Genomic DNA, 12,630 nt, shown 5'->3' with positions numbered 1-12,630 from the left:
ATGCATTAAAGGTACGGATATTTATTTTAAATTATTCCGGGGCTTGAGTTTCCGGTGGCGCCTCCAGATCCAGATTGATGGTCTCAAATTCCAAATTTCCCGGAAGCCCCTTGTAGGCCAGGTAAATTCGTGCCGTCACCTCCACATCCCGGAGGCAATAGTTTCGGATAGCAGGCAGGTCGTTATCGGTATAGTAAGCCGCATTGACACCGCTACCATCGATACCGTCCTTGGAACTGGGAATGTCAAACAGAGCTGCGAGCAGGTCCAGACGCGTGTAATGCTTGTAGTCTCCAAATTTCCACAGTTCCAGTGTATCCAGATGGCGTATTTCCCAAGGACGCTTGCCAGCAAGTTGAAGTACCTCTGGCAACGGTAGTTGATTGATCAGCATGCGCCTGCACAAATAAGGGATATCAAATTCTTTGCCATTATGGGCGCAAAGGGTCCAGTCCCTTTTGCAGAGAAGCTCCCGAAATTCACGGAGCATTTCGTGCTCTGTTTCAGCGGCAAAAGATTTTGTCCGGTACTGAAGCAAATCTTCTTCTTTGCGATAGGTAAAATAGCCCACGCCAATACATAGAATTTTACCAAATTCGGCATAGATACCGGCTTTTTCGAAATACAAATCCCCTGGCTCTTTGTTCTCCTGCCCGGGAATAAATCGGGATTTTTTCTTCCACTCTTCCTGCAATCGGGGAGGAAGTTCCTCCAGGCTTTTGGCTCCCGAAATGGTCTCCAGGTCCAAAAACAGAATATCGTTGAGATGTTCAAAAAAATCAGCCATATGCTTCAGGTATGTACAATGCCGTGCAAATCAAGTTCAGGAATATAGCTCATGTGCTTTTCCTGTATACTGCCGGATACAAAGATAAACTTTTTGTCAAAAATCTGATCCACAATATAATAACTTATCCAAAATTCGTTCGTCAGGGCAAAAAGATCGGGATCGATCCCTTCAATCCGGGCAAAACTAGTGGGCTCCAGCCGTTCTACCATGTGCCGTAAAACGGAGGATTTTTTTTCTATACCCTCAATTTTTCCATAGGCCCGGGAAGTAATCAGCAAAGTCGTCAGTTCGATCAGGTTATTATTGATCAGGTAGGCGGACCATTCATCGGCATCGTTTTCCCTGACAATGGCCATCTTGACGCCTGTTACCGGATGAAATTCAATATCCTTCTTCATTTGTTTGTCATTTTTATTTCAGCGGTCATAACCTGTCCGGCACTGAAGGTCGGGATAGCCTGTCCCGAATTTTCGCGGGAGAATCTCGCGGGCATTATAATCATCCCTGTGACGTTCTCGTCATGCTCGATTTCATGTCAATTCCTGGAGTTCCATTTCGAAAATCTCGGCCAAATGCCGTTTTAAGCGCTCTTTTACCTCCCACTCGTCTACCGGCCTGCCCAGTTCCACATGCATTGAGGTGACAGCTTTATCCCGGATGCCGCAGGGGATGATGTGTTCAAAATAACTCAGGTTGGCATTGACATTAAAGGCAAACCCATGCATGGTTACCCATCGGCTGGATTTTACCCCCAAAGCGCAGATTTTTCGGGGATTTTTTTGGTGGATGTGATCCAACCAGACGCCGGTGAGCCCTTCAATTCTGCCCGCCTCTATTCCGTAATCCTCCAGCGTAGCGATGACCGCTTCTTCCAAATACCTCAGGTATCGGTGAATGTCGGTAAAGAAATTGTCCAGATCCAAAATGGGGTAGCCTACCAGTTGCCCGGGTCCGTGGTAGGTAATATCGCCGCCCCGGTTGATGGGGTAATAGCTGGCTCCGTATTTTTTTAATCCTTCAGCATCGAGGAGAAGGTTTTCAGCTTTGCCGCTTTTGCCCAGGGTATATACATGCGGGTGCTCGACGAATAGCAGGTAATTTTTGGTGATTTGCTGTCTGGCAGATTCCTGCTTTCGATTATGGACCTTGACAGCGACGATATCGGCAAACAATTGCTCCTGATAATCCCAGGTTTCCCGGTAATCTTTCCTGCCCAGATCCTGAAAAATAACTTTTTTATTTATAAATTCATTCACGTTAATCCGATCGTTTTTTCAAAGATAGTCAATATCACAGAATGGCCGAACACAATGACAAGGGAAGAGAGGCAGAACAGCTGGCCAAATGCTGGCTTGAAGGGAAGGGCTATGTGTTTGTAGAGGAAAATTTCCGATACAAGCATGCCGAAATTGATTTGATCATGACCTTTCAGGGCTTATTGGTTTTTGTGGAGGTGAAATTCCGGGGAGGAACCGGCTATGGCTATGCGGAGGAGTTTGTGGATTACCGAAAACGACAATTGATTATCCGCGCTGCCGATTACTTTATCCATAAAATAGACTGGCACCAGGATATTCGTTTTGATATCGTAGGCGTGTATCGGGACCGCCACGGAAATATAGCCTTTAAGCACTTTGAAGATGCTTTTTACTAATTGGTAGTCCGGTAAATGAGGTTTCCTTCCTGATCCCATTCTGCCCGTATATAAGGCTTGAAATTATTGGTAAATGCTTCTGCCTGGTATTGGATTTCGCGTTTTCTTACCCTTTTATCATCTTGTCCGGGCCAGTACTCTGTCCATAGGCCTACCTTTTCTCCAAACTCATACTCGCCGGTTACAGCCACCTGCCCGTTTTGGAAAAAATGGTAAAAATTTCCTTCCTCCAATTCGTATTCGATGGGAGTTAATTTCTCAATTTTCCGTTCTCCCCTATTATAATACGTGATTCTGGAGTCCTTTGGCCAGCCTTCTGCATAGTGGCGCTTGTCAAGGAGGACGTTATTGCCATCATAGGACATCCACCTGCCATGTTTGGTGCCGAAATAATACATGCCGGATTCGACCACATTTTCTCCGATGCGCCTTTCATAGGGTCCGTGCAGCAGGTACCCTTTTGAAGCTTGATAGCCCGAATTTTTGATGGCCTTGTTTCTGGAATCGTACCAATAGATATCACGTATGTAAGGATCGGGTTGTTGGTGACGTTGGGTGAAATGAAAAACCTGATAGGTGACCTGATCCCTGAAACTGGTTTTGATCAATGTTTTTTTTGTTTTTTCTCCAAAATAGACGTTTTTCTTTCGTTTTTTCTTTTTGCTTTTTTTATCCTCTTTTTCCTCATCCTCTACGGATGAAAAAAGGAGTACGGGCGTGGAGGTAGGGAGCAAACGGCTATTATCCACGCCTGAGGAATCGGGATCCTGAATCGGAGCGTTTTCCTGGCTAAATCCAGATTTAAAGCCGATTAGAGTAAGTAGTCCCAACAGGTAAAAATGCGTTTTCATATCAGATGGATAACGTTAAGATATTCACTTTATTTTGGAAGGTAAACACCCTCCTGCATAAAACGGACGTAGAAGCCCTGGGATCCAACCAGTCAAAACTGGTAAAAGATTTAGGAATCGTTGGCTTTATCCTTATTTTTGCAAAATTAAAAAATGTGCCGGAAGGATCATACGATTGCACGTACTATTTCCCTTTCGGCGCGAACATATTATACTGATAGTCATACATAAATAAACATACCATAAATGAATTCCATCCTATCCGATCGCATCAACAATATGGAAGAGTCAGCCACGCTGGCTATGGCAAAAACGGCCAGGGAACTAAAAAACCAAGGCATAGATATCATTGGACTTAGTCTGGGAGAGCCTGACTTCAAGACCCCAAAACACATACAGGAAGCCGCAAAGGCCGCCATCGATGAAGGAAAATATTTTTCTTACCCCCCAGTGGCAGGTTACCAGGATCTTCGGGAGGCAATTGCCAAAAAACTCCGGGAACAAAACCATATAAGGGAAGCCAAAGCTGAAAATATCGTAGTCTCCACCGGCGCCAAGCATTCCATCGCCAATATTTTTATGTGCCTGATTAATGAAGGGGACGAGGTAGTGATCTTTGCCCCTTATTGGGTTTCGTATTCTGAAATCATCAAATTGGCAGGAGGCGTACCGGTGCTGATCGAAGGTAATCTGGAAAACAACTTTAAAGCTACCGCTGCTCAACTTAAGGAAGCCATTACCGATAAGACCAAGGCAGTCATTTACTCCTCTCCCTGCAATCCATCAGGGTCCGTTTTCAGTAAAGCGGAACTGGAAGCCATCGCGGAGGTGGTGAAATCGAAAGAAGACCTGGTGGTGATTGCCGATGAGATATATGAATTGATAAATTTTACCGGTCAGCATGCCAGCATCGCTTCTTTTCCCGGAATGTTTGAAAGGACCATTACGGTTAATGGGTTTTCCAAAGGCTATGCCATGACCGGATGGCGGGTAGGGTACATCTGTGCTCCTCTGGCCATAGCCAAAGCCTGTGAGAAAATTCAGGGACAGTTTACCTCCGGCGGTACGGGTATTGCCCAACGGGCCGCATTGGCAGGCCTGGTAGGAGATCAGGGACCGACTGAAGAAATGGCAGCTGCCTATCTTAAAAGAAGGGACCTGGTGTTAGAATTACTTCGGGATATTCCAGGCATTAAAACGCATGTCCCGGAAGGTGCCTTTTATTTCTTTCCGGATATTTCTGCGTTTTTTGGCAAATCCACTCCGGAAAACAAAAAAATTGAAAGTGCAGATGATTTTTGTCTGTATTTGCTCAACGAAGCCCACGTATCTCTGGTGACCGGGGCCGCCTTTGGCGCTCCTAATTCTGTCAGATTATCTTATGCTGCTTCGGAAAGCGAGCTAAAGGAAGCCTTGAAACGAATCAAGGAATCATTGGCAAAATTGAAATAACCTTTTTCCAAGGCCCTGGATTGCGTATCCAGGGCTACTTTAATTTCTGGACAAATGCAGGCACTCGTAGTTACACCCGTAAAAGATGCCTTGGAGGCTTCCTTAGAGACCTTCCGGGCCGTGAAGCAATCTACTGGCCAGTTTGCATATTGGGTGTTTAATGATTTTTCCTCTGAAGAAACCAAATCTTCGCTTCAGGCTGCCAGCCAGAAAATGGATTTTAAGCTGATTCACCTGGAAGATCTTACCGATCACCCCTCTCCGAATTATGACAAGGTACTGTGGATGTCCCAGAAGGAAGCGCTGAAAGCCAACGTGCCGCTAATCATCATCGAATCGGATGTGACGGTACAGCCAAACACCATCGAACAACTTCTTGCTTTTGCTCAAGCCAACCCCAATACAGGTTTGGTGGGTGCCATCACACATGATGAACAAGGAAAGGTAAACTTTCCCTACCTCAAATTTAAAAATGAAAAAAGAAAAGGTGCAATTAAGACCAACCGTAGTCTTAGTTTTTGCTGTAGCCTGCTTAGTGTAGAATTTTTGAAACGATACGATTTCTCCAATCTTGACCTCGAAAAAGACTGGTACGACACCCATATTAGTCATAAAGCGCATGAAATGGGCTTCGATAATTACATCCTGACGGACCTCCCTGTTTGGCACAAACCACATGGAAGTAGGCCCTGGAAGCAATTGAAATATTCTAATCCTTTTTTTTATTATTTTAAAAAATGGTTTTCCGGAAAAGATAAGATTTAGGGATCACTTACCGAGGTATCAAAAAACCACAATCGAAAGGACTGGGATTAGACTGCCTTTAGTTTACTATTTTTCTGCTGATAGCCATTCAATTCGATAGAAATAGCAAGCGGAACAATTCAATGAATTGGCTAAAAGTATTTTCCGAAGCATTCTTTAATTGGATTATTTAAATATTAAATTTTTTCGAATTTCCGGATTTAGCAGGAGTTTTAAAAGTAGGTAATAGCACTGGAATGTACGCCAATCTAGGAACATCTTAGCGTAATGGAGGGAAATACTGATCATCACTAAAATTAAGTCAAAACATAATTTAAATAATTTAATTATGTTTCTTTATTTCAATCATGACGGTTATTTTACTGGAAATTGGTCGATAGTATTGCTAATAATATATGGGAATTGTAATGAAGTTTTTACAAAAAATGAATATTCTAAAACAGGTTCATTGTAATTATTTCTTTAAAATTTCGAAACATACTAAGAATAATTAATTGCATTTCTGGGATTAATTTCCTTACCTTTGTTCTGGGTGATTAAGCAACTTTTCGCACTTATCTTTTTCTCGTTCATACTTAAAAGAGGAGGTTATTTCGAAATTATTTTTTCTGACCTCCTTTTTCATTATTAAAATGTTTAAATGGTTCATTATCGCAAATAGTTGTTCCTTCCCTGTATTGGCTTTAAATTGCTATAATGAAACATTGTCTGGTTTTTCTGAATGTATGGATCCTCTTCAGTACCCATTCCCTGGCTCAGGAGGCCGAACACGACAGTTCTTATTACCAGACCTATCCATCAAAACTAACCGGAAGGTATTATTTGTCCCGAAAATATACCGGGTTGGGATTGGAAACAGAAAGCAATAAACTATTGTACATGCCCAATTCCACGTTGAATATGGGGGTAGGGGTGACGTATCAGAACTTGACGCTAAATCTGGCCTATGGCTTTGGGTTTATCAATCCGGAACGGGGCAGAGGAGATTCCAGATACCTGGATTTGCAGGTACATGCTTATCCAAAGAATTGGGTTATTGACGTATTTGGTCAATTTTACAACGGCTATTACCTGCAGCGGCATCATCCAACAACCCCTGACCTGGAGACAACGCTGTTTCCTGACACAAAGCTCCGAAAAGTTGGGGCCTCAGTGCAATATTTGTTCAACGGAGATAAATTTTCCTACCGGGCAGCATTTTTGCAGAACGAATGGCAACAGCGATCAGCTGGATCGTTATTGGTTGGAATGGAAGTCTACGGAGGCCAAATCCGGAATCAAAAGGGAATCCTGCCCACTTCTTTGTCCCAGACGTCCGATCTTCGGCAGATTAAATACATGGAATGGGGCCCCAATATTGGATATGCGTATTCACTGGTTCTAAAAAAACATTTTTTCATTACCCTTTCGGCAGCCTCGGGGCTTGCTGTGGGCCGTACTTCCCTGCACGTGGCAAATGGCAATGGGGAGCGGAACTGGGCAGTACGACCAAATTATTTTTTACGCGGATTTACTGGTTACAATTCAGATCGCTGGTCGGTCAATGTCACCTATGTCTACAATCAGGTAAACCTGGCTCCTGTTTCCGGGTATAAGGTGAATATCGGTACTGGAAACTATCGTTTTAACCTGGTCTATCGCTTTTCTCCAGGCCCGAAGCTATCAAAAAGGCTGGAATGGATTGATAGAACTAAACGCAAACTGCTGGGGCGGTGAGATCCTTTGTTGCAGGAAATGGTGTATTCCTTTAGAGAATACGTTGATTTTTGGTTATCTTTCATCGGATCCAAAACAATAGCTTACCGTCAGCAATTAACCGAAATTTATTGGTCCAAACTTTTAGGGTCATTCAGCAAACCGGAAAACGTTGGTAATCTATAGTAACACAGCATTACGGGGCCATTTCGATTTTGAGGTGGTCCCGTAATTTTTTCGATAAATTTTAAACTTTGGCACCATTAATTCCGTAAATTTGACGAAATTTCACAACGATCTATGGGTGCTTCAAAAAATTGGATTTTAGGTTTTGGGTGTTTTTTTATGGCCTTTTTTATCCTGGCTTCTTGTACCAAAAATGTTTCCCTCACCCGCCTGATGCCGGCGGAGATTCCGGTTCCCAATCACGTGCAACGCTTATTACTAGTGGACCGAACGGTTCCGGAAAGTCAAGGCGTGGCCATTATTGAAGGCATCCTAACTGGAGAGGCTCCTTTTGAAATCCGAAATGCCATCGATGGGACTATGGCTACCATTCAGCAAGAACTTACTACTTCTCCCCGCTATGAAATCATCCGGGCAAGCGAAAGACTGAAGGGAGGCCTTTTTGGCCAGGCTTTCCCCCAACCATTGTCTTGGGAGCAAATCGATTATTTATGCGAAAAATACCAGGCAGATGGGGTGCTTACGCTGGAAAAATTCGATTCGGATTTTGTAGTTACTGAAAAAAAGGTAACCTTGAAAAAACAGGTTGGTTCCGGAAATGAGGAACGAACCATCGAAGTACCGGGAATACTGGCGGAAGGACTCGCTTCCGTGCAGGTAGGGTTCCGCTTGTATGATCCTGCTTCGGGCACGCTCGTAGATCAGGCAGACTTTTCGAAAACGAATACCTGGTCAGCCGAAGCAGAGACGAAAACCCAGGCACTGGCCCTTATGATCGATAAAGCGCAGGCCACCCGCTACGTGGGACAGCTAGCCGGCGCCGCTTATGCCCGTAGGGTCGCGCCTATGTATGTGGCCATCAACCGCTCCTATTATGGTAAATCCAAGGATAACCCTGCGTTGGGTATAGGAGCCCGGTATGCAGAGGTAGACCAGTGGGAAGAGGCGATTTTAGCCTGGAAAGACGGCCTTTCACAGCCATCCGATGCCAAAACACATGGAAAGCTATGCTACAACCTGGCGTTGGCCTATGAGGTTTTAGGAGATTTGCCTCAGGCTAAGGAATGGGCAGGAAAGGCCTATACTCAATTTGCATTCAAAGGCGGACGCACCTATGCCCGGGAGTTGGATCAGCGAATGATGGAAGAAGACAGGCTGCGCCAGCAATTAGCTTCGCCACTGACGGAATAAAAAGCCAGGGCTATTTTTGCGAAAACAGCATTTGGTCGACTGTCCACCTGCCACTACTATTCTGGATAGAAACACGGAACAAACCATCATTCGGATCAGCAGGGTGAATTTTTCTTTGCCTTTGTAAAGAATAAATTTTATTTCTGTTGAGCCTCACTGCTCAATCCATTTGCTTTCGCAACAGTTGGGCATTGGCGGCTACAATGATGGTACTCAAACTCATAAAGATGGCACCCACGGCAGGATTGATCAGCAGGCCGGGAATAAATCCGGTGGCCAGTGGCAGGGCAACGGCATTGTAGCCGGTGGCCCAAACCAGGTTTTGGATCATTTTTTTGTAGGTAGCCGTACCAAACCGAACCAATTGTGCAATGTCCTTGGGATTACTATTCACCAGGATAATGTCGGCGGTCTCGGCGGCTACATCCGTGCCGGAACCTACCGCGATGCCTACATTGGCTTGGGCAAGGGCAGGGGCATCGTTTACACCATCCCCGGTCATGGCAACAAAATAGCCGTCTTTCTGCAATTTTTTTATTATGTCCACTTTCTCATCCGGCAGGACTTCGCTGAAATAATCATCCAATCCCAATTCCTCACTCACTGCTTTGGCGGTTTGATCATTGTCTCCGGTGGCCATAAATAACTTCATTCCTGCTTTCTTTAGCGACTTGATGGCCGGCAAGCTGTCTTCCCTGACTTTGTCTGCCAGTGCCACAAAACCAACCAAGTCTTCTCCTCTGAGGATAAAAACGATGGTTTCGGCCTTGTCGGATTGGGATTTCTCTGGTAGAGAGATGTTTTTTTCTTCCAGGTACCCCGGGCTAACCACTTTCCAGGATTCGCCATCCACTTCTCCCTGTACCCCTTTTCCAGTAAGGCCTTCAAACTGGCTAACCTCATGTAGATCCAGCTTTTCTTCTTTGGCCTTTTTCACGATTCCCTGAGCAATCGGATGTTCCGATCCCTGCTCCAGAGAGGCGGCAAAAGCCAGCAACTGCTGTTCGCTGAGATCTTCAGACAGACTTTCATACCTGGAAACACCGAAGTTGCCCTCCGTGAGTGTTCCCGTTTTGTCAAATACCAGGGCGGTTATTTTCCGGGCATTTTCAAAAGCCGTTCGGTTCCGGATCAACAGGCCTTTTCCGGCCGAGACCGAGGTGGAGATGGCCACCACCAATGGAATGGCAAGTCCAAGGGCATGGGGGCAGGAAATGACCATTACGGTAACCATTCGTTCCAGGGCATAATCCCATGGTTTGCCCATGAGTAGCCAGACCACCAGGGTAGCCGTACCCGCACCCAGCGCGATAAAGGTAAGCCATTTAGCCGCTTTATCCGCGAGGTGTTGGGTTTTGGATTTACTGGATTGCGCTTCCTTTACCAGGCCGATTACCTTGTTTAAGTAACTTTCTTCTCCCGTTTTCTGGACTTTAACCTCCAGGGATTGGTTGCCGTTTACAGAACCTCCCACAACCTCATCCCCTTTGGATCGCTTTACGGGTTTACTTTCCCCGGAGATCATGCTCTCGTCCAGGTGACTTTCTCCCTTCTCTATAACCCCATCAGCGGGTATCTTTTCATTGGCTTTGATCAGAATCCGATCTCCTTTTTTTAATTCACTTACCTTCACCTCTTTTACATCCTCTCCATCCAGCAAATGGGCATCGGCTGGCATCAGTTTCACGAGTAGTTCCAGTGAACGGGAAGCCCCCATCACGGATTTCATTTCTATCCAATGTCCCAATAGCATCACCACAATCAGTGTCGCCAGTTCCCAATAAAAGTCCATTCCGTCCAGACCAAATACCACAGCGGTGCTGTAGCCGTACGCAACGATGATGGCGACGGCTATCAAGGTCATCATTCCCGGATTTTTTTCCCGGAGTTCATCAGCCAGTCCTTTCAGAAATGGCCAGCCCCCATAAAAAAACAGGATTGTGGATAAGCCAAATAGTACGTACTGGTCTCCCGTAAAGGAAAGGGTGTATCCCAGCCATTGCTGAATCATTTCGGAAAGCACCAATATCGGAATGGTTAACACCAGTGATATCCAAAATCGCTTCTTAAAGTCTTTGATCATCATGGCGTGGTGATCGTGGTGGGAGTGGTTCTTATGACTTTTTTCGTGTTGTTCGTGTTCTTCTTTCATAATTGCTTTTCGTTTATTTCCAGTTCATTGAAGTAAATGGAAGCATTGGGTTAGTGGTTGTGCCCGCCCCCAGCCGGTGTGCCGGCATTGCTGTTTTTCTGCATAACCGGTTTTCCCTTTTCATAGGTCGCTCGTACTTCTCCACAGCGTAGCATGTCCTCGCCAAAATAGGGATTGCGTATTTCTTCGGTTTCGCTCAGCCAAAAGGCCCCCTGGTCACCAAAAGCCATGGGACAATATTGCCGGTACACCTTGTCTTTTTCCAGACCAAAGGATTCGGTAATCTCCAGCATACTTTCCGAAAGAACCATAAATTGCTTGTGGACTGCCTGAATACCCGATGCTTCCCGAATGCCTTGAAGCGCGTTTTCGGCTTCAGCTTTTAATTCCATCCAGTGCGCGTGCGCATCCCCTTCAACCAGGTGCATTTCTACCTTACTCAACGCTACACCCACCTGTTGGCTGGCTTTCCTGGCTTCCTCGGTATCGTCCGCTACCAATGCATTTTTTAGCTCAAAATAGGCCTCCGCCAAAACGGTAAGCTGTTGACGAAAGGCAGATGAGACCTCGATTGTCTTACTTTCTGGCCGATTTAGCAGGCTGTAGTTACCGGCCAACTGGGCGGCGGCATCGATGGAAAAAACGCCATTGCTCACCACTTCTTCTCCTACCTGCAAACCATCCAATACGGGGTATATTTCCCCATTTCTAGGCCCGATGTTTACTTCTCTCATTTCATAGGTAGGGTAGGTCGCATCCGGAACCCGTACATAAACGACAGATCTATTTCCAGACCAAAGTAAGGCCGTTCGGGGTATGCTTAGGGTTCCTTCACCGAGATTTCCACTGCTTTGAATGTTGGCATTCACAAACATTTCCGGCATTAAACGGTCTCCGGGATTATTCAACACCACCCTTGCCTGGGCAGTTCTGGTATCAGGATCAATAAAAGGATCCAGATAGGAAACCGTTGATTCAAACGTTTCTCCAGGAATTCCTTCTACTGTCAGCGATACCTTATCTCCATTTCGAACGAATGGAAGTTGCTGTTCGTAAATATCTAACATAACCCAAACAGCACTCAGGTTTACGATTTCAAAAAGGGGCTCTCCGGTAGTTACATAATTCCCTTCCGCAACATTCCTTTGGATGACAATTCCCGAACGATCTGCCAAGACGGCAAAGCGTTCTATAAGTTCTCCTCCGGATTCTATGGATTCAATTTGCTCAGGGGTAATTTTCCAGGAACGTAACTTTTGCTTCGCAGCCGCATACAGGTCGGGAAAATCGGATTTGGTTTTGGTGGCCTCCAACAATTCCTTTTGGGCGTTTACCAGTTCGGGTGAATATACTTCCGCTAATTTTTCTCCTTTCCGGACAGCTTGACCGGTAAAATTAATAAAGAGTTGTTCGATCCTACCGGGAAAATTGGCAGCAAGGGTAGAGCGGCTTCGTTCATTCGCCTGAACTTTACCTGTAGTGTATATCTCGTTCCCACTTTCATTTGCCCTTACGGTGAACGTTTGAACTTCAGCCAATGCAACGGCCGCCTCGCTCATTTCAAGTACAGCAGGAGAGGAACTGCCCGAGCCTCCGGTAGTTGATGCTGGTATCAGGTCCATACCGCAGATCGGACATTGACCCGGTTCGGGTTGCCGTACTTGCGGATGCATAGAGCAGGTCCAGATTTCTGATGATTCGATGGATTGATCATCTGATGTGTTGATGTGTTGATGTGATGATGTGTTGATGGTTTGATCATCGGATGGGCTGATTAGCGTTGCTAACAGGAAGCCCAGGATGATTCCAATCGCAGTAAATACCAACACCTGTTTATTAAGCTTTTTCATCTGTATATAATTTTCTTTTTTCCTCTAACAATTCCGAAAATTCG

The 12,630-nt window shown here is 45.4% G+C and carries 11 protein-coding genes; 5 read left to right on the top strand and 6 right to left on the bottom strand.

Annotation, left to right across the window (positions count from 1 at the left end; all coding sequences use genetic code 11):
• Positions 1-31 precede the first annotated feature (31 nt).
• The 3 genes from GKS34_RS07485 to lipB form a co-directional block, all read right to left on the bottom strand.
• A complete protein-coding gene (locus GKS34_RS07485; protein ID WP_163384176.1) occupies positions 32-787 on the bottom strand; it encodes a 3'-5' exonuclease in 756 nt (251 codons plus the stop codon).
• Between the two features lie 5 nt (positions 788-792).
• Positions 793-1,188 carry a hypothetical protein gene (locus GKS34_RS07480; RefSeq protein ID WP_163384175.1) on the bottom strand — a complete coding sequence of 132 codons (396 nt, stop codon included), beginning with the start codon at positions 1,186-1,188 and terminating at the stop codon, positions 793-795.
• 132 nt (positions 1,189-1,320) lie between these two features.
• Entirely contained in the window at positions 1,321-2,046 is a 726-nt protein-coding gene (gene lipB / locus GKS34_RS07475) for a lipoyl(octanoyl) transferase LipB (RefSeq protein ID WP_163384174.1), read from the bottom strand.
• Between the two features lie 41 nt (positions 2,047-2,087).
• Here lipB and GKS34_RS07470 point away from each other — a divergent pair, with 41 nt between their 5' ends.
• On the top strand, positions 2,088-2,444 hold the full coding sequence (locus GKS34_RS07470; protein ID WP_163384173.1) for a YraN family protein: 357 nt from the start codon (positions 2,088-2,090) through the stop codon (positions 2,442-2,444).
• Here the strand turns inward: GKS34_RS07470 and GKS34_RS07465 are convergent.
• Entirely contained in the window at positions 2,441-3,295 is an 855-nt protein-coding gene (locus GKS34_RS07465) for a toxin-antitoxin system YwqK family antitoxin (protein ID WP_163384172.1), read from the bottom strand. The genes GKS34_RS07470 and GKS34_RS07465 overlap by 4 nt on opposite strands.
• Before the next feature lie 246 nt (positions 3,296-3,541).
• Here GKS34_RS07465 and GKS34_RS07460 point away from each other — a divergent pair, with 246 nt between their 5' ends.
• The 4 genes from GKS34_RS07460 to GKS34_RS07445 all read left to right on the top strand — a co-directional run bounded on the left by GKS34_RS07460 (position 3,542) and on the right by GKS34_RS07445 (position 8,584).
• Positions 3,542-4,747, top strand: coding sequence for a pyridoxal phosphate-dependent aminotransferase (locus tag GKS34_RS07460; protein WP_163384171.1), 1,206 nt, complete (start codon positions 3,542-3,544; stop codon positions 4,745-4,747).
• A gap of 54 nt (positions 4,748-4,801) precedes the next feature.
• Entirely contained in the window at positions 4,802-5,512 is a 711-nt protein-coding gene (locus tag GKS34_RS07455) for a glycosyltransferase (RefSeq protein ID WP_163384170.1), read from the top strand.
• A 696-nt stretch (positions 5,513-6,208) separates the two neighbouring features.
• A complete protein-coding gene (locus tag GKS34_RS07450; RefSeq protein ID WP_163384169.1) occupies positions 6,209-7,228 on the top strand; it encodes a DUF4421 domain-containing protein in 1,020 nt (339 codons plus the stop codon).
• A gap of 279 nt (positions 7,229-7,507) precedes the next feature.
• A complete protein-coding gene (locus GKS34_RS07445) occupies positions 7,508-8,584 on the top strand; it encodes a DUF6340 family protein (protein WP_163384168.1) in 1,077 nt (358 codons plus the stop codon).
• Between the two features lie 160 nt (positions 8,585-8,744).
• Here the strand turns inward: GKS34_RS07445 and GKS34_RS07440 are convergent, their stop codons facing one another.
• Both GKS34_RS07440 and GKS34_RS07435 read right to left on the bottom strand, forming a co-directional pair.
• Positions 8,745-10,736, bottom strand: a complete 1,992-nt coding sequence (locus tag GKS34_RS07440; RefSeq protein WP_163384167.1) for a copper-translocating P-type ATPase — start codon at positions 10,734-10,736, stop codon at positions 8,745-8,747.
• Positions 10,737-10,786: 50 nt separating this feature from the next.
• Positions 10,787-12,586 carry an efflux RND transporter periplasmic adaptor subunit gene (locus GKS34_RS07435; protein ID WP_163384166.1) on the bottom strand — a complete coding sequence of 600 codons (1,800 nt, stop codon included), beginning with the start codon at positions 12,584-12,586 and terminating at the stop codon, positions 10,787-10,789.
• Positions 12,587-12,630: the final 44 nt, after the last annotated feature.

The sequence above is a fragment of the Cyclobacterium jeungdonense genome (assembly GCF_010994275.1).
GTDB classification, from domain to species: domain Bacteria; phylum Bacteroidota; class Bacteroidia; order Cytophagales; family Cyclobacteriaceae; genus Cyclobacterium; species Cyclobacterium jeungdonense.
The sequence above is the reverse complement of the archived record's forward strand: the minus strand, read 5'-3'. Positions and strand labels throughout refer to the sequence as shown.